This is a genomic window from Litoreibacter janthinus, from assembly GCF_900111945.1.
Lineage (GTDB): Bacteria > Pseudomonadota > Alphaproteobacteria > Rhodobacterales > Rhodobacteraceae > Litoreibacter > Litoreibacter janthinus.
The window spans coordinates 1,435,261-1,453,062 of record NZ_FOYO01000001.1 but is presented as its reverse complement, the minus strand read 5'-3'; the positions used below and the strand labels follow the sequence as shown (position 1 = coordinate 1,453,062).

The 17,802-nt window shown below is 57.5% G+C and carries 18 protein-coding genes; 8 read left to right on the top strand and 10 right to left on the bottom strand.

The annotated features are described in order from the left end of the window. Positions 1-23 precede the first annotated feature (23 nt). Positions 24-2,510 (bottom strand): GcvT family protein, encoded by a 2,487-nt coding sequence (locus BM352_RS07265; protein WP_090214400.1) that lies wholly within the window; start codon positions 2,508-2,510, stop codon positions 24-26. A gap of 174 nt (positions 2,511-2,684) precedes the next feature. On the opposite strand from BM352_RS07265, the gene BM352_RS07260 reads away from it, so the two are divergent. After that, a complete protein-coding gene (locus tag BM352_RS07260; protein ID WP_090214398.1) occupies positions 2,685-3,476 on the top strand; it encodes a lytic murein transglycosylase in 792 nt (263 codons plus the stop codon). A gap of 51 nt (positions 3,477-3,527) precedes the next feature. Here BM352_RS07260 and BM352_RS07255 read toward each other — a convergent pair whose 3' ends face one another. The 3 genes from BM352_RS07255 to BM352_RS07245 form a co-directional block, all read right to left on the bottom strand. Then, positions 3,528-4,037, bottom strand: coding sequence for a pyridoxamine 5'-phosphate oxidase family protein (locus tag BM352_RS07255; protein WP_090214395.1), 510 nt, complete (start codon positions 4,035-4,037; stop codon positions 3,528-3,530). Positions 4,038-4,040: 3 nt separating this feature from the next. Continuing rightward, positions 4,041-4,235, bottom strand: coding sequence for a CsbD family protein (locus BM352_RS07250; protein WP_090214394.1), 195 nt, complete (start codon positions 4,233-4,235; stop codon positions 4,041-4,043). A 104-nt stretch (positions 4,236-4,339) separates the two neighbouring features. Then, positions 4,340-5,326: a 2-hydroxyacid dehydrogenase gene (locus BM352_RS07245; protein ID WP_090214391.1), complete on the bottom strand. Its 987-nt coding sequence runs from the start codon at positions 5,324-5,326 to the stop codon at positions 4,340-4,342. 113 nt (positions 5,327-5,439) lie between these two features. Between BM352_RS07245 and BM352_RS07240 the strand changes: the two genes are divergently transcribed. Continuing rightward, complete coding sequence (locus BM352_RS07240) at positions 5,440-5,940, top strand: SH3 domain-containing protein (RefSeq protein WP_090214388.1); 501 nt, start codon at positions 5,440-5,442, stop codon at positions 5,938-5,940. Between the two features lie 27 nt (positions 5,941-5,967). Here BM352_RS07240 and BM352_RS07235 read toward each other — a convergent pair whose 3' ends face one another. The 4 genes from BM352_RS07235 to BM352_RS07220 are packed head-to-tail and all read right to left on the bottom strand — an operon-like array spanning position 5,968 to position 10,467. Then, positions 5,968-6,798, bottom strand: a complete 831-nt coding sequence (locus tag BM352_RS07235; protein WP_090214386.1) for an inositol monophosphatase family protein — start codon at positions 6,796-6,798, stop codon at positions 5,968-5,970. Next, positions 6,795-8,822 carry a M3 family metallopeptidase gene (locus tag BM352_RS07230; protein ID WP_090214383.1) on the bottom strand — a complete coding sequence of 676 codons (2,028 nt, stop codon included), beginning with the start codon at positions 8,820-8,822 and terminating at the stop codon, positions 6,795-6,797. The genes BM352_RS07235 and BM352_RS07230 overlap by 4 nt, the downstream gene beginning before the upstream one ends. Positions 8,823-8,872: 50 nt before the next feature. Further along, positions 8,873-9,670, bottom strand: a complete 798-nt coding sequence (locus tag BM352_RS07225) for an amino acid ABC transporter permease (RefSeq protein WP_090214380.1) — start codon at positions 9,668-9,670, stop codon at positions 8,873-8,875. A gap of 8 nt (positions 9,671-9,678) precedes the next feature. Beyond that, positions 9,679-10,467 (bottom strand): transporter substrate-binding domain-containing protein, encoded by a 789-nt coding sequence (locus BM352_RS07220; RefSeq protein ID WP_090214378.1) that lies wholly within the window; start codon positions 10,465-10,467, stop codon positions 9,679-9,681. Between the two features lie 135 nt (positions 10,468-10,602). On the opposite strand from BM352_RS07220, the gene BM352_RS07215 reads away from it, so the two are divergent. Next, positions 10,603-11,763, top strand: a complete 1,161-nt coding sequence (locus BM352_RS07215) for an iron-containing alcohol dehydrogenase (protein ID WP_090214375.1) — start codon at positions 10,603-10,605, stop codon at positions 11,761-11,763. Between the two features lie 84 nt (positions 11,764-11,847). After that, the gene (locus tag BM352_RS07210; RefSeq protein ID WP_090214373.1) at positions 11,848-12,462 is read left to right on the top strand and encodes a protein-methionine-sulfoxide reductase heme-binding subunit MsrQ; all 615 of its coding nucleotides are present in this window, start codon (positions 11,848-11,850) and stop codon (positions 12,460-12,462) included. Here BM352_RS07210 and BM352_RS07205 read toward each other — a convergent pair. After that, positions 12,459-12,722, bottom strand: a complete 264-nt coding sequence (locus BM352_RS07205) for an accessory factor UbiK family protein (RefSeq protein ID WP_090214371.1) — start codon at positions 12,720-12,722, stop codon at positions 12,459-12,461. The genes BM352_RS07210 and BM352_RS07205 overlap by 4 nt on opposite strands. A gap of 92 nt (positions 12,723-12,814) precedes the next feature. On the opposite strand from BM352_RS07205, the gene lgt reads away from it, so the two are divergent. From lgt to BM352_RS07180, 4 genes are all read left to right on the top strand, one after another. Then, positions 12,815-13,699: a prolipoprotein diacylglyceryl transferase gene (gene lgt / locus BM352_RS07200; RefSeq protein ID WP_090219920.1), complete on the top strand. Its 885-nt coding sequence runs from the start codon at positions 12,815-12,817 to the stop codon at positions 13,697-13,699. Continuing rightward, positions 13,696-14,760, top strand: coding sequence for a class I SAM-dependent methyltransferase (locus BM352_RS07195; RefSeq protein WP_090214368.1), 1,065 nt, complete (start codon positions 13,696-13,698; stop codon positions 14,758-14,760). Before lgt ends, BM352_RS07195 begins: the two co-directional genes overlap by 4 nt. Further along, positions 14,757-15,509 carry a peptidoglycan editing factor PgeF gene (gene pgeF, locus BM352_RS07190; protein WP_090214365.1) on the top strand — a complete coding sequence of 251 codons (753 nt, stop codon included), beginning with the start codon at positions 14,757-14,759 and terminating at the stop codon, positions 15,507-15,509. Before BM352_RS07195 ends, pgeF begins: the two co-directional genes overlap by 4 nt. Before the next feature lie 327 nt (positions 15,510-15,836). Continuing rightward, positions 15,837-16,046, top strand: coding sequence for a hypothetical protein (locus tag BM352_RS07180; protein WP_090214360.1), 210 nt, complete (start codon positions 15,837-15,839; stop codon positions 16,044-16,046). 69 nt (positions 16,047-16,115) lie between these two features. On the opposite strand, the gene BM352_RS07175 is transcribed toward BM352_RS07180, so the two are convergent. Next, on the bottom strand, positions 16,116-17,789 hold the full coding sequence (locus BM352_RS07175; RefSeq protein WP_090214355.1) for a tetratricopeptide repeat-containing sulfotransferase family protein: 1,674 nt from the start codon (positions 17,787-17,789) through the stop codon (positions 16,116-16,118). Between the last annotated feature and the right edge of the window lie 13 nt (positions 17,790-17,802).

Genomic DNA, 17,802 nt, shown 5'->3' with positions numbered 1-17,802 from the left:
AATCTACCCGCAGGTTGCACGGCTTAGCCGTCCTTACGGATCGTTTCGTTCTTCGGATCGTAGGGGCTGTCCTCCACAACAGTAGCGTCCCAAAGTTGGCGCTGCATTCGGACTTTCAGCTTCGTTCCGACCTCAGCCAGTTCCGGCGAGACATAGCCCATGCCGATGCTCTTGCCAAAGGCGACGGAATAGCCGCCGGACGTCAGGCGTCCCACCTTCATCTCACCAGAGTACAGCGCTTCGCGACCCCAAGGGTCTGCGTCGTCCGGCCCGTCGATCAGAAGCGTCACGCATTTCGACCGGATGCCCAAAGACTCCATCGCGGCTTTGCCACGGAAATCTTTGGACAGGTCGACGAAGCGCGGCAGATCGGCCTCTAGCGGCGTTGCATCGCGACCAAGCTCCGTTCCGAACGCGCGGTAGGATTTCTCCTGACGCAGCCAGTTTTGCGCGCGTGCGCCAACCAACTTCATGCCATGCGGCTCGCCTGCCTTTTCCAGAAGGTCGAACAGGTAGTTCTGCATTTCGATAGGGTGGTGCAGCTCCCATCCCAACTCGCCTGTATAAGCCACGCGGATCGCGTTAACGGGACACATACCTAACTCGATTTTCTTGGCCGACAGCCACGGGAAACGTTTGTTGGACAGGGCAGTTTCAGGATCACGGTCTTTGATCACCGCGTTCAACACATCGCGCGATTTAGGTCCCGCAATGGCGAAGACGCCCCATTGGGTTGTCACGTCTTGGCACTCGATGCGACCAAACTCCGGCTCTTTGTCCTCAATGGCCTTGCGGAGGTAGTCGGCGTCGTAAGTCGTCCACGCGCCAGCAGAGACCAGATAGAACTCATCATCGGCCAACCGCACAATGGTGTATTCCGTGCGCGTCGTGCCCGCGTCAGTCAGCGCGTAGGTCAGGTTGATGCGGCCCACTCGCGGCAATTTGTTGGTGGTAAACCAATCGAGGAAAGCCTCAGCGCCTGCACCTTTAACGATATGTTTGGTGAATGCCGTTGCATCCACAAGCCCCACGCCTTCTCGGATCGCTTTCGCCTCTTCGACAGCGTATTCCCACCAGCCGCCACGGCGGAAGCTGCGAGAGTCGTGGTCGCTGAAGCCTTCAGGCGCGTAATAGTTCGGACGTTCCCAGCCGTTCACCCAGCCGAATTGCGCACCGCGTGCCGCTTGTCGGTCATAAGCTGGCGACGTCCGCAGGGGGCGAGCGGCGGGACGTTCCTCGTCGGGGTGGTGCAGGATATAGACGTGGTCGTAGCATTCCTCGTTCTTGCGCGCGGCGAACTCAGTCGTCATCCACGAGCCGTATCGCTTGGGGTCGAGGGAGGCCATGTCGATCTCCGCCTCGCCTTCTACCATCATCTGGGCAAGGTAATAGCCAGTGCCACCGGCTGCGGTGATGCCAAACGAGAAACCTTCCGCTAGCCACATGTTGCGCAGGCCCGGCGCGGGGCCGACCAGCGGGTTGCCGTCTGGAGTGTAGCAGATCGGGCCGTTGAAATCGTCCTTAAGACCGCACGTTTCGCATGACGGGATGCGGTGGATCATCTCCATATATTGCTGTTCGATCCGCTCCAGATCCAGCTGGAACAGATCGGCGCGAAAGCTGTCGGGCACGCCATATTCAAATCGAGCAGGCGCGTTTTTCTCATAGACACCAAGGATCCACCCGCCGCGTTCCTCGCGCACATAGCTTTGCGCATCGGCGTCACGGATCACGGGGTGTTCGGGGTTGGTTTTGCGCCATTCAACCAGCGCGGGGTCCTGCTCCATCACGATGAACTGGTGCTCGACCGGGATGGCCGGAATTTTGATCTTCAGCAGCTCCGCTGTGCGTTGCGCGTGGTTGCCGGTCGCAGTGACAACATGCTCGGCGGTGATGACTGTCTGTTCGTCGGAGGCGACGAGATTGCCGCCTTTTTCGACCATCTTGGTGATCGTCACGCGCCATTCGGAACCGGTCCATTCATAACCATCCACCTGCCATTTGCGCTCGATGGTTACACCATGCTGCCGCGCACCTTTCGCCATCGCCATCGTGACGTCGGCAGGGTTTATGTAGCCATCGGTGTTGTGATAGATCGCACCCTTCAAATCGTCGGTGCGGATAAGGGGCCACCGTTCCTTGATTTCAGAGGGTTTCATCCACTGGTGGGGAACCCCAACCGTCTCGGCGGTCGAGGAATAGAGCGCATATTCATCCATACGCTCTTGCGTGCGCGCCATGCGTAGATTGCCGCAAACCGAGAAGCCCGCGTTCAGGCCTGTCTCTTCCTCAAGTGTCTTATAGAACTTGATCGAATAGTCGTGAATGTGGGTCGTCGCGAAAGACATGTTGAAATAGGGCAGCAGCCCCGCAGCATGCCAAGTCGAGCCAGAGGTTAGCTCGTCACGCTCCAGCAGCATCGTGTCCCATCCAGCCTTGCCCAAATGGTAAGCGATCGACGTCCCGACAGCGCCACCGCCGACAACCAGTGCTTTGACATGCGTTTTCATTAAATCCGACTCCCCTTAGGCTTACTTGGCATCTGTCTAACAAGGCGTGCTACAATCCCCGAGCGCCATTCGACCCAAAATACACCATTTCCGACAACTCAGGCTCCGCCAGTTGCGTGTCGCCAAGGTCAAAGCTACTCTCTGAGAAATTGTTCCTTTCAAATGGATTTTCAGATGCTTCGTTCCGTAGTTCTCATCGCAGCACTTACGCTTGCTGCTCCGGCCCTTTCCGCCCAATGCGGCAACACTGCGAGCGGATACAACGCTTGGAAAGCTGCCTTTGCCAAAGAGGCTGCGCAAGCGGGCGTGGGGAACCGAGGTTTGGCTGCGTTGGCTGGCACCAGCTATGCACAACGCACAATTGCTGCTGATCGGAACCAGAAGAGCTTCAAATACTCGCTCAGTAAGTTCATGCAAATTCGCGGGGCAGACACAATCGTGGCGCAAGGCCGCAAGCGCAAAGCCCGAGATGCAGGGTTTTACGCGTCCTTGGAGAAAAAATATGGCGTTCCTCCGGGCGTGATCATCGCGATTCATGGGATGGAGACTGGATTTGGCAACTTTATGGGCGATAGCAATGTTGTCTCGTCAATCTCGACCCTCGCCTATGACTGCCGTAGGTCAGAGTTTTTCACCGGTCACGCGTTGGCTGCTCTGAAACTCGTAGACCGCGGAATCATTTCACCCAATTCCATCGGCGCGAAACATGGAGAGCTCGGTCACACTCAGTTTCTGCCCGGCAACGTTTTGAAATACGGCCAAGACGGCAATGGCGACGGCCGGATTGACCTAAATAACTTGGCGGATGCGCTGGCCTCGACGGCTAACTTCCTCAAAGGTAAAGGCTGGAAACGCGGGGTCGGCTACCAAGAAGGACAGCCCAACTTCACCGTGATCAAACAGTGGAATGCGGCAGGGGTTTACCAAAAAGCCATCGCCATAATGGGCGGCAAGATCGACAGATAACGAAGGCTGTAAACAATGGAAAAGCCCCGCCTGACAGCGGGGCTTTTGTTCTTATGCAGCTGTGGCGAAGTTGATAACCTTGTGCGTGCCCGTTTGTGCGGTGCTGTCGGTCAAGTTGGCGCGGAGCACCTCTATGCCGAAGGCGAACGGGTTGCCGGAGGACGACCAGATCGCAGCCTCGCGAAGAGGCATGTGCAGCAGGCAGACGTCTCGATCCTCGCGACCGCCCTCAAAGTAGGCGGCGGCTACGGCGGACCAGATTTCGTCCAGCTTGACCTCGTCCTGACTTTGGTAGATCGGTCCGGACAGGCAAGCGTAGTAGTCCTGCGACGTGCTTTGAACGCAGAAATGTGCCGTGTTTCCCTGACCGATGCCGCGAACCAAGTCCGTGTCGCGGGAGGTGATAAACCACAACTCACCGGTGTCACGATCGAAGTAGTGGGTCATCGGCTGCATGTGCTGACCGGAGCCTTCGACCCCCAACATGCCCGCGCGGACATCGTCGAGTTGATCGAAAAGCTGACCACGGGCGTCTGTTCCGGTGCGTTCAACATCAGCCATGGCTCAGCTCGCCATGAAGGAATCAATTTCGTCTTTGGCTTCCTCTTTGGTCTTGCCATATTTTTGCTGCAGCAGGCCTTCGAGTTCTTCACGTTTGCCAGCGGCTTGATCCAACTCGTCGTCGGTCAGCTCGCCCCATTTCGCTTGGGCTTTGCCCTTCCACTCTTTCCAATTGCCTTCGATTTGGTCCCAGTTCATCTCGTATTCCTTTCATTCGGTTACGGTATGAAGGGACAACGAACTATAGCGCTTAATGTTCCATCTCGCGCCTCGATCTTTTCGAGTTTTCAGGGTGTCGGGTTCTAAAGCATCCCAGGGACAACTTGATCGGGTGGGCGGTGACCATCGGCGAAGGTCTTGATATTCAACAACACCTTCTCTCCCATCTCTAAGCGCCCCTCTCGCGTCGCGGAGCCCATATGTGGCAGCAAGACGACGTTTTTCAACTCTCGCAGGCGTGGATTTATTTGCGTGCCATGTTCAAATACGTCCAATCCCGCCCCCGCCAGCTCGCCCGATCGGAGCATTCGCGTCAGTGCATTCTCGTCGATCACTTCGCCACGCGAGGTGTTCACAATCACAGCATCCGGCTTCATAAGCTTCAGGCGCCGTGCGTTCATCAAATGATAGGTCGATGGGGTGTGCGGGCAGTTAATCGACACCACGTCCATGCGTGCGATCATCTGATCGAGGCTTTCCCAGTAGGTGGCCTCTAACTCATTTGACACACCCTCGTGGACTTTCTTGCGATTGTGGTAATGCACCTGCATTCCGAACGCGCGCGCGCGGCGCGCGACCGCCTGTCCGATGTGTCCCATCCCGAGGATGCCAAGACGACGCCCTGAAATGCGCCCGCCCATCAGAGCAGTTGGAGACCAGCCTTCCCATTCGCCCGATTGCATCACCGCCAGCCCTTCAGGAATTCGGCGGGTGACGGCCAAGATCAGCGCCATCGTCATATCCGCCGTGTCCTCTGCCGCAGCACCGGGGGTGTTGGACACCAGAATGCCGCGCTGACGGGCCGTGTGAATATCTATATGGTCTACTCCTGCGCCATAGTTCGCGATCAATTTCAGCTTCTCACCCGCCTGCCCGAGCAGTCCGGCGTCAATCCGGTCCGTCAACGTCGGGACAAGCACGTCTGCGGTTTGAACGGCCTCAACCAGCTCTTCACGGGTCATCGGCACGTCGTCAGAGCGCAACGAAGCGTCAAACAGCTCCGACATTCTGGTTTCGACATGCTCGGGCAACCGTCGCGTCACGACAACACTCAGCTTCTGGTTTGGCATCTTTGCTCATCCTTGAGTGGAATTTCTCGCTCTATAGTGACAAGATCGCGTCCAAAGGGGCAAGGCAAGAAATAGCCCCGATAAAAAACGTCGCGGTTCAAACAGGACAAATAATGGTACGGGTTATTCGATTAGTGGCTTTGGTCGCTTGTTTGCTCTGTGCGCCGGTTTTGGCGCTTGCGTCCGAACGCGGGCCAGTCACCAACTTGCCGCTTCCACGATTTGTGTCCTTGAAGGCATCCGAGGCGAACGTCCGGCGCGGCCCATCCCTGTCACACCGCATCGATTGGGTGTTCAAGCACCGCAATATGCCCCTCCAAATCGTTGCCGAACACGGCCACTGGCGCCGCGTCGTCGACCGAGAGGGCGCAGGCGGCTGGGTGCATTACACCCTGCTCAGCGGTTCGCGGTTCGGATTAATCGAAGAAGATATGACCGCGGTTTACAAACTCGCCGATACCGCTTCCAACGTGGTGGCACATGCCGAGCTGGGCGTCGTCGCACGCCTTGGGAAATGCGATCAGTACTGGTGTCGCGTCACGCTTGACGGCACGAAAGGCTGGCTCCCCCGCGAAAAGCTCTGGGGCCTGATGCCGGAAGAAATCAGAGAATAGCAAAGCGCGTTCACTGAAACCCCGACGTTAATCGTTGAGAAAGTCGAACATGTCAGCAAGCTTTTGCCACAGCGCTTCAGAGGATGCGGTAAGCAAGTTCCCTTGGCGCATCGTCGGATGGTACGCGCGGCCATCAATCAGCCGTGCAACTCCACCCGCCTCTTGGTAGATCAATGCACCTGCGGCATGATCCCAAACATTGAGCATCCCAGTCAGACTGAACTGCGCCGCCCCGCCTGCGAGCAAACGATACTCGTGACACGCACAGCGTAAGGTTTGCGTGCGCCTGAACGCCGGAAGCTGCGCCGCGATTTTCGCCTGTTGCGGCTTGGAAAAGAGATACATCCCCACGTACCCGAAGCAGTCTGACACCTCAGGCGCGGGGCCAAGTGTCAGGCTGCGGCGCTGACCCTTAGCATCGCAGAACCAAGCGCCCTTCCCCTTTGTCGCGACGACCCAGTCATCGTAGCCGGGATCATACAGCAACCCGAAAACCGTCTCGCCATCTTCGATCACGGATAGAATAACCCCGTAGGTTGCTACGCCATGGGCAAAGTTCCAAGTCCCGTCGATCGGGTCGATCACCACTACCTGCCCTGCTCCGACATGGTCGAGAACAGATTTGTCTGCGGCAACGGCTTCCTCTCCCACAATGGCGGCATTGGGCAAAAGCTCCCGAACGGCGACGGAAATTGCCAATTCCGCCGCGCGATCTGCCACAGTCACCAAATCATCGGGTGCGGATTTGCTGTCGACATCCGACAGATCAATATTTCGGAACAGCGGTCTGATCTCTTTTGCAGCGACATCCCGCACGATCCGGATCAGCGCATCGGAGTGATCGGAGGTCAACCTCATGCGACTTTGTCCAGACCACGACCCTTCAACAATGCCTCCACCCCGGGCAGCCTGCCGCGGAACTCTGTATACAGCACGTCTGCCTCGCGCAGACCTCCGACGGACAGGATGTGTTCCTCAAGTTTGCGGGCCGTTACATCGTCAAATGCCCCGCCAGCTTCCTCGAAGGCAGAAAAAGCATCAGCGTCCATGACCTCCGACCACATGTAGCTGTAGTAGGCCGAAGAATAGCCGTCGCCAGCGAAGACATGGGCGAAATGCGGTGTCGCATGGCGCATACGGATGGCACGCGGCATGCCCATCCCTTCCAGTATTTCGTCCTGTTTGGCCATCGGGTCGGCGGGGACCGCGCCGCTGTGGAATTCCAGATCAACCATTGCTGAGGCGACGTATTCCACCGTTGCAAACCCTTGGTCATATGTCGCCGCGTCCAGCATACGCTGAAGCATGTCTGCGGGCATCGGTTCCCCTGTATCGGCGTGCGTGGCGTATTTCTGCAAGACTTCTGGCACTTCCAACCAATGCTCAAAGAGCTGGCTTGGAAGTTCCACAAAATCACGCGCGACCGACGTTCCTGAGATCGACTCGTAGGTCACATCCGACAGCATCTGGTGCAGCGCATGACCAAATTCGTGGAATAGCGTCCGCGCGTCGTCATAACTCAGCAGCGCGGGCTTTCCCGTCGAAGGCTTGGCAAAATTGCATACGTTAATGACATGCGGACGGATGTCACCGCGCAGCTTTTGTTGTGCTCGCATCGCGGAACACCAAGCGCCGGATCGCTTGCCACTGCGGGCGAAGTAATCGCCGATGAACACCGCAACATGCTCTCCGTCGCGAGTAACATCCCACGCGCGGGCATCTGGATGATGCAGGTCAGCGTCGATGGGCTCAAAGCTTAAACTGAACAGTCGCGTAGCACAGTCGAATGCCGCCTCAATCATCCGGTCGAGCTGCAAATAGGGCTTGAGTGCGGCCTCGTCCAAATCATGCTCTGCGGCACGGCGTTTTTCAGAATAGTAGCGCCAGTCCCAAGCCTCCAGATCGCCGTTGATACCGTCGGCATGCATCATGTCGGTCAGCTTCTGGGCGTCCAGATCAGCTTGCGCCTTGGCCGGAGCCCAGACCTGCATCAACAGTTCGCGCACCGCCTCAGGGGTTTTGGCCATTTCGGTTTCAAGTTTGTAGCTCGCAAAATCCTCATAGCCCAAAAGCTTGGCGCGTTCCTCTCGAAGTTTAAGCGTTTCGGCTGCGATCTCGCGGTTGTCTGTCTCGCCACCATTCGCACCGCGCGCGACCCATGCCTCATAGGCCACTTCGCGCAGATCACGGCGGGGCGAGAACTGCAGAAACGGCACAATCAGCGACCGTGACAAAGTGAGCAGATGCCCATCTTTCCCTTCGGCGTCGGCCGCAGCCCGAGCTGTCGCGACCACGAAATCTGGCAGACCCTCAAGATCAGCGTCAGATAACTCCATCGACCAGCCGCGCTCATCCGCCAATAGGTTTTGGGTGAACTGCGTTCCTAGCACGGCGAGACGCTCCTTGACCTGCTTCAACCGGTCAAACTCTTTGCCCGTCAACTGGGCCCCAGACCGAACAAACCCACGACGCGTCAGCTCCAGAACGCGAAGTTGCTCAGGCGTCAGGTCCAACGCGTCGCGCTTGTTCCAAAGCTCCTCGACCCGCTCAAACAGCTTAGGGTTCATCGACACCTCGGACCCCCAAGCCGCCAGCTTCGGCGAGAAGTCCCGCTGCAAAGCCTCACGCGCCGGATTACTGTCGACCCCGGCCAATGTGTAGAAAGGTGAAAGCACTTTGTGCATCCCCTCCCCCATCAACTCAAGCGCATCAATGGTGTTCTGAAATGTCGGGGCGTCGGAATTCTCGATGATCGCCGCAAGCTCTGCACGAGCTTCTGTTAGCGCATCCTCAAATCCGGGGGCGAAATCAGTGTCGGTGAATTCAGAAAAGGGTGGCAGGCAAAATGGGGTTTGCCAGTCGGCGAGTAGAGGGTTGGTCATGGATGTGTGCTCCTTCGCGCTTAACCTATGCGCTTGCCAGCCGGATGCAATCAGTCCTGACCGGGTTGGCGCAAATGTCGTTCAAATCTGCGTAAGGCCAATGACAGTGTGACCGTCAACGTCAGATAAATCAGCGCGACGACGTTGTAAGTTTCGAAATATCGAAAATTGCCAGCTGCGGTGACCTTGCCCAGCTGCGTGATGTCCCCGACCCCGAGCACAGACACGAGGCTTGAATCCTTTACCATCGCCACAAAATCATTGCCCAAAGGCGGCAGGATCGTGCGGATGGCTTGGGGAAATACGATGTAGCGGAACCGTTGCCAGCGATTCAGGCCCAAAGTGTGAGCCGCCTCGATCTGGCCGCAGTCCACAGATTGCAGCCCCGCGCGAAAAACTTCAGCGATGAACGCCGAGTACCCGATGGCCAAGGCCAGTGTTGCCCGCCACAACAACGGAAACTGCCGCGTACGCACCAACTCCGCATCGAATGGCGTGAGCAGCCAGTTCGCAAGTGCAACAAGTGCGGGCGCTACGACGAATGCCACATAGAGCAACAACACGATGATCGGAATGCCGCGCACGACTTCGATGTAGAATCGCGCGATCTGGCGGATGACGATGCTGCGCGAGGTCGACATCAAAGCCAACCCCAACCCCAATGCAGACGCCAGCGAAAACCCGACGAGCGTCACAAGGACGGTGATCCGAATGCCCTTGGATAGCGTACCGAGGACCTGCGCATACAGATCGTCTGCTACGACCTGATATCCGAGATAGGCAACGACGCCCCCTAGAAGCACCAGCCAATAGGGGAAGTCGTCTGATGGCTTTGTTGGTCCAAGCACGAGTGGGCTTAACTGCCGAGTTTGTAGTCCAGGAACCACTTCTTGTTCAGCGCATCAAGGGTGCCGTCCTTTGCCATATCAGCAATGGCGGCATTGATCGGATCAACCAGTTCCGAGCCTTTGGGGAAGATGAATCCGAAATCTTCGGTCCCGAGCTTTTCACCAACGATCTTCAACTTGCCCTCGGAGGCCGAAACGTAGCCATTGCCGGCGGTGCTGTCGGTCAGAACCAGATCAACATCGCCCGTGCGTAGAGCCTGAACGCCAGCGCCAAACGTCTCAAACTTGATGATCCGCGCATTTTCTTCGTTGCCATCAAGCACATCGTAAACACCCACATAGAACGGTGTGGTGCCCGGCTGTGCGGCCATCAATAGACTTTCGTCGGCAGCGAAGGATTTGGCGTCGGAAAAGCGTTCTTCATCGCCGCGCACCATCATGATCATCTCGGATGTCATGTATTTGTCCGAAAAATCGACCTGTTCTTTGCGGTCGTCGCGGATGGTGATGCCGGTCATTCCCAGGTCGTATTGGCCTTGAGACACCGCAGGGATCATCGCATCCCAACTGGTGTTCTCGTAAACGATAGTGACGTTGATGCGCTTGGCGATTTCCGCCATCGCATCGTATTCCCAACCAATGGCATTCCCTGTGCCCGGCTCAACGAACTGGAGCGGTGGATAGGCGTTTTCTGTGACAACCACGATCTCTTTACCGTCGAGATCTGGCAGATGACCGTCGGCGAAAGCAGTGGTGGCAGTGAAAGCGGCGAGCGCCGCGGCAGCAATACGAAGCATGGGTCAGGTTCCCTGATGATGTAGACCTGCAGAGCCTATGTGACCGATGCGGGGGAAGGCAAGGTGGCTTGCAACTTCAACCAAGGCAGGACAGGTTTCCAGCGGTAGCGCTTGGACCCGATGGAGGATCGACAGATGACAATTGGACGTGTGCAATCCCCGCGCATCATTCGGATCGGTGGCGGCGTCTCAGCGGAAACCGGTGATGTTCTGACCCAGTTAGGGCTGTCTAGACCCCTCATTGTGACGGACAAAACCCTTGTCGAACTGGGCCATGTGGCCAAGGTAACAGATGGCCTGGACGCCGCAGGAATTCCTTACGGCATCTTCGACGGCGTGATCGAGGATCCGACCGACACCTGCCTAGAAGAAGGTCTCGCGGCGTTTGGTGCAGCTGAATTCGACTGCATCATCGGGCTTGGCGGCGGATCTCCGATGGACACGGCGAAGGCTATTTCCTTCATGTCAGTCAATCCCGGTCACGTTCGGGACTACAAGGCCCCCACGCAGATTGACAAGTGCGGGCCGCCCACGATTCTCATTCCGACCACGGGCGGCACAGGCTCAGAGCTTACGCGTTGGTGCGTAATCACCGACACCGTGAAAACTGAAAAATACAACCTGTCCGGCTTGGCCGCTGTCGCGACCGCTGCAATCATTGATTGGGAGTTCACAGTTACAAAGCCATGGCGCATCACTGCCGACACCGCTGTGGACAGCCTTACCCACGCTATGGAGGCCTATGTCTCCCGTAAGGCGTTCGCCTACACGGACGCGTTCGCGCTGTCTGCGATGCCGCTGATCGCAAAGCATGTTCGCGCGGCCTGCATGGACGGCTCCAATGCACAGGCGCGCGAAGGTCTCATGCTTGCAGCGAGCCAAGCGGGAATGGCGTTCTCCAATGCGTCTGTTGCTCTGGTCCATGGCATGAGCCGCCCCATCGGTGCCCATTTCCACGTTGCGCACGGCTTGTCCAACGCGATGCTGCTTCCCGCAGTCACGGCATTCTCTATCGATCATGCGTCACGTCGCTACGCTGATTGCGCGCGAGTCATGAACATGGCGACCAGTAGCGACAGCGACGCAGTCGCTTGCGGCAAGCTGGTTGAAGGGTTGCGACGCCTCAACGACGACTTGCGGGTTCCCGCACCTTCCGCACAAGGATTGGACAAGGATCGTTACTTCGCCACATTGCCGGTCATGGCGCAGCAGGCGCTGGCGTCCGGATCCCCGCAAAACAATCCGCGCGTCCCAACGGAAGCCGAAATTGTGCAGCTTTACAAAGACATCTGGTAACGGCGAAAAAAATCATCGGTTCGCGCGACGGAAACCAAGATCAGGGCCGTGTAACCAAAACGCACACTGAATTTGGATTTCGTTATGTCTACTCTTTTCCGCCGAGTCTCGCCTTATTGGCTATGGGCGCTTCTTTCCGTTCCTGCTGTTTTGATGATGTGGAGTTCCCTGACCTCCGATGACGCCCGCGTTATACACAAGCTTTTGCACCCGTCCGGCGAAACCTCTGCCCGATTGCTCATCATCACGATGATGGCGACACCGCTGACGTTGCTGTTCAAAGGCTGGAGGGGCCCGCTCTGGCTCAAGAAAAACCGCCGCTATTTCGGAGTGGCGGCCTTTGGCTACGCCCTATTGCACACAGTGTACTACGTCGTGGACGTGGCCACCCTCCAGCGCATCCTTGACGAGGCGCCGCGCCTTTACATCTGGACGGGATGGCTGGCTTTCGCAATCTTCATTCCGCTCGCGGTAACGTCGATGGATTATTTCGTGCGTCGCATGGGGACGGGCTGGAAACGCCTGCAACGCTGGACATATGCCGCCGCTGTGCTGACGTTGGTCCACTGGGCAGCGCTGCACAATTGGGAATCCCCAATGGGTGCGATCGTGCATTTCGCTCCCTTAGCCCTGCTAGAGGCCTACCGTGTCTGGTTCTGGTACGGCCGCCCCCGCAACAAGCAGGCAGCTGCCGTCTAGGCCTTTTTAGAAGCTGGCTTTTTCTTGGCTTCCAGCGCGTCGAGACGGGCCTTCAAGGCTTCGTTCTCTTCGCGCGCCTTTTGGGCCATGAGGCGAACCGCCTCGAATTCGTCACGCGTTACAAAGTCGCGATCCGCCAGCCAACGGTCCATCATGGACTTCATTGCATTGTCGGCCTCTGTCTTGGCCCCTTGCGCCACGCCCATGGCGTTGGTCATCAGCTGCGACATGTCGTCGAAAAACTTGTTGCGGGTCTGCATTGGGTCACTCCTTCGTCATTGGCCCCTATATGGGTTGGCTCGGGGCTGCGCACAAGGTTGACTTCGTCGCAGCCTCAGCGCACCAAGCGCGCATGACAGTCTTTGCCCTTCCTTTCCCCGATATCAGCCCTGAGATTTTCACGCTCGAGTTAGGCAGCTTCGCCTTCTCGCTACGCTGGTACGCGCTCGCCTATATCGTGGGCCTTATCATTGCGTGGCGCATCGTCGTCGGACTTGTAAAACGCCCTGCGCTTTGGGGGGCAGGTGGCCCGCCGATGACCAAAGAGCAACCCGAGGATTTGCTCACCTGGATCATCCTCGGGGTCGTGCTGGGCGGACGTTTGGGCTTCGTATTTTTCTACCAGCCAAGCTACTACATCTCCCACCCTGTCGAAATCCTGAAGGTCTGGGAGGGCGGGATGTCCTTCCATGGCGGTTTCCTTGGCGTGGTCGTCGCTGCCTTGGCCTATTGCTGGAAATACAAGCTCCCCGCCATGCGCGTGGGGGATGCTGTTGCCGTGTCCGCGGCACCGGGTTTGATGCTCGGACGACTTGCCAATTTCATCAACGCAGAGCTATGGGGCCGTCCCACAGATGTGCCATGGGCATTCGCATTCCCCGGTCAGGCCGCTCAGAACTGCCCAAGCGTTGAAGGCATCTGCGCGCGCCACCCTTCGCAATTGTATGAGGCAGGGCTTGAAGGGCTCCTTTTGGGGGCCGCGATGCTCTGGCTCGCCTACCGCCGCGGGTGGCTCATGCGGCCTGGCGCGATGATTGGTGTGTTCCTTGTTGGCTATGGGCTCGCGCGTAGCTTTGTAGAATTCTTCCGGCAGCCAGATGCGCAATTCGTCAGCGACGGCAATCCGTTGGGGCTGGCATGGCACATAGGCGGTTACGGCCTGACGATGGGGCAAATTCTCTCGATCCCCATGATCCTTTTGGGACTGGCCCTGATCGCAAAGGCCAAGCGGCTTTGACTGCGCTGCGCGACCTGTTGGCGCGCCAGATCGCGACCGAAGGCCCGATGAATCTGGCCGACTACATGCAGACCTGCCTTTTGCATCCCGAGCATGGATATTACGCAACCCGCGATCCTTTTGGCACTGCCGGGGACTTCATCACGAGCCCCGAAATCAGCCAGATGTTTGGTGAACTCCTCGGACTTTGCCTTGCCCAAGCTTGGATGGACCAAGGCCGCCCAGCCGCCTATCTGGCAGAACTTGGCCCCGGCCGAGGAACACTAATGAAAGATGTGTTGCGCGTAACGGCCCAAATCGAAGGGTTCCCACGCAAGGTGGTGCTTGTTGAGGCCAGCGCGCATTTGCGTGACGTTCAGGCGAAGACACTGGTGGGTGCAGACGTGACTTGGGTTGACCATGTCACGGACCTTCCTGATGGGCCGGTTCTTTTGGTCGCTAACGAATTTTTCGACGCACTACCCATACGTCAGTTCATGCGCGGCGCGTCGGGCTGGCGGGAAAGACATATAGGGCTGGACCGTGGGGCGCTTGCCTTTGGACTGACGGGGGAGACGCGCATCGACGCGCTGTCCCATCGATTGGCCGACACGGGAGCAGACGACGTGGTGGAAATCTGCCCGTCCGCCGGCCCCATCGTGGAGGACATTGCAGCGCGCGTGGCCAAAGGCGGGGCCGCCCTGATTATCGACTATGGAGACTGGCGCTCGCTTGGTGACACGTTTCAGGCGTTGGAGAACCACGCATCCGTAGACCCCCTCTCCCGACCCGGGCAAGCGGACCTGACCGCACATGTCGACTTTGAGGCCTTGTCCAAAGCTGCAGGCCTCTGCCAAGCAAGCGAAATGACGCCGCAGGGTGTGTTTCTGGAACGCCTTGGCATTACGCCCCGCGCTCAAGCCTTAGCGCGCAACTTGCAAGCGGCGGCCTTGGACGCGCATATCGCCGCGCATCGGCGCTTGACGCACCCCGAAGAAATGGGGAGCCTGTTCAAAGCGATTGCACTTGCGCCGAAGGGCGCGCCGCTCCCACCCGGTTTTGACCCTGCGAGATCGATATGACACTCGAAATTCTGACAGCCGATGACCTCGCCCCCGTGAGGCATGGCTTTTTCACCAGAAAAGGCGGAGCCTCCTCTGGCGTGTTTGAGGGGCTCAACTGCGGACGAGGCTCATCCGATCAAACCGAAGCCGTGCTGACCAACCGCGCCCGCGTCGCCGACGCTATGCAGGTCGCGCCGGATCATTTGATTTCTGTGAACCAATGCCACTCCGCAGATGTGGTTGTCGTCGATGCTCCGCTGTCCGGGTCTCCGAAGGCAGACGGCATGGTATCTGCTACACAAGGCGTGGCCCTTGGGATATTGACCGCCGATTGCCAGCCGGTTTTGTTCGCCGACGCCGAGGCGGGCGTCATTGGTGCTGCACATGCGGGTTGGGGCGGAGCGATAGGCGGTGTGCTGGAGAATACCGTTGATGCAATGGTTGGTTTGGGTGCCACGCGCGAAAGCATCGTCGCCGTCATCGGGCCGTGCATCAGTCAGGCTGCCTATGAAGTGGGCCCCGAGTTTTTCGACCGTTTTTATGACGATGATACAGAGAACGCTCGTTTCTTCGCAAACGGGCAAGGCGACCGGATGCTATTCGATTTGCCCGCCTACGGGTTGCATCGCTTGCGCTCTGCCGGGGTGCAGGCGGAATGGACGCGGCACTGCACTTATGCCGACCCCGCACGCTTTTATTCTTACCGGCGCAGCGTCCACAAAAAAGAGGCTGACTACGGTCGGCTTATCGCAACAATCAAACTTTAGACACGGAATTGTAGCGTAGAACGTGACGATGACGTGACAGAGAGTCGCCTTAATCCGGCCTTAAACTTCCGTTGCTACGAATTGGGATATGCAGATCATATTCTCTTTCACCCTTGAATTATTGGCCTTCGGGTTACTGACAGCCGCCGTTGTTTTGCGCCACAATTACCTCCAAAGAAATTTAAGAAAGTTTGAAGCAGGACATGCTGATGCCCCATTGACGTGGTGGATTAAAGAGGTCCCCAAAAGGGACACGAATTCATCGAATGGGGCCGAAGAGCAGCAGTAAGCAGCGGCGCCCAAACAATCTGAGACGGAGCAATAACAATGGGCAAAAACAGCCGCTGGATGACTTGGGTGCTAGAAGAAAGCGCCACTACCGATGTGACAATGCCATGGGCCCGTGGCACGCGTCCGAACTGGAAAACGCGTTTGGCCGAAGAAGCCCCGGGCTTGGCCAAAATCTTGCATGACGCGATCTCCGATGGCTCAAGCACGTATCGGCGCAACACTCCGACACGTCGCGCCATTCACTAAACGCTCGGCGTTCAAACAGATACCACGGCACCAGTGGCAAGCGCTTAAAGCTGGCCTGACTGTGCCGTGTTACCGACCTTTCCCCAAGTTGTCATAAGCCTTCACAAACGGTGCCATGTCGCGGTCAAACTTTTTCCAAGCCCCCACCGACGATGAATACATTGGCTGTCGAACCTGCGTTGCGGACAGCGTGCGAACTTCCCGCTTGGTCTCGTAGAACGACAAGCAACTATCTTCCCAATCCAGGCCCACGGCTTTTACCAGCGCCCGCGATTGCGCTTCAGGCTCGGCAATCAAATCTTCATACCGAATTTCGTGGAAGACGCCGGGACATTGCTCTCGCCAGAATTCCACCATGTCCTCGAATTGCCTGAGGAAAAACGCGATATGCTCCAGATTGTTGGCGTATCTGTGCAAACCCTCTCGGAACTGGTTCTTGTAGATGGAAAGCGCATTGTCAAATGGATCGCGGCGCACCACCACAAACCGCGCGTTGGGCATAGCTTTGGCCAAAAACCCCATAATAGCGTAGCTAGAGATCGACTTATCCGTCACAACCTGAGCGTGTGGAAACCGGCGTTTAAGCTCTTCTTCAAATTCAGTCGCGGCAGCGGTGAATTTGGTCAATAGGGCCATCCCATCCCCCCCCCATTCGCTGTCAGGGCCGCTGATCAGGTTTGAGAACTTCGGCTGGACTATGCCTAACTCGCCGCCGCCTTCGACTTTCGAATGCGACGCCAGTATCTGCTCGACCAAGGTCGTGCCGGACCGCGGGGCACCCGTCACGAAGATGGGGGAGGCTGCGCAGATCGGGCCGTCCAACTCCTTGATTTGGTCGTACAAGTCACGAATGCGCTCCGCGCTCGCTTTGACCGCAGGCACATCATACGGATATGTCTTTGCCAGCGCTGTGTTGGCAATATTGAGATAATTGAACACCTTGCCGAACTGACCACTGTCTTCCATTGCCTTGGCAAGCGCATAGGCCACAGATGGGATTTCACCGTCGCCGGCCCGCTTCGACTTCAAAGCAGTCTTCATCACTGCAATGTTTGGGTCATCCGCCCCCATTTTGGTCAAAGAGGCGTATAGAGCGTGGTAGGCACCCGCGTTTGGCACCTGTTTGATCGCGCGCTGAACAGCGGTTCGGGCCTCGTCGATACGCCCCATAGATTGCAGCAAGCTGGCTTTCCGGAACAGCAGCACATCGTTTTCTGGCGACGCAGAAAGCCCCTTATCGAACTGTTCCATCGCGAGATCAAACTGTTTCAGCTCTACCAAAGTGGAGCCATATTCCGCGTACACGCGGGCTTGCCGAAAGCCTGATTCAATCGCGGATTTGAAGAATCCCGCCGCCTCCTTCCACTTTTCATCGCGCCGTGACGCGACGCCTTCGAAGAAAGCAAACGCCGCGGTCGCCCCCAGAACGGGCCTCGCGCGTTCGCGCAGCAGGTCAAAGTTCTTAGGATTGGGGTGCTTGGCTGCCAAATTCAGATAGCTCGCCCAGATGGCAGGTTCGTTTGGACGCAGCTTCAAAGCGACTTCAAAACGGTCGGCAGCTTCAGCAAATTTGCCGCGGAGTGCGAAGATTTCCCCAAGATTGAAGTTCACCTCCGGTAAGTTCGGAGCGCTTTTCAAAAGCCGTTTGTAGCCGCGTTCGGCATCGTCAAGCTGGCCTTTTTCTTGAGCGTGACGCGCCTTGGCAAACAGGTCTTTGATCTGCTGATTGCTCAAATTTGCCATAGATGCGACCTTC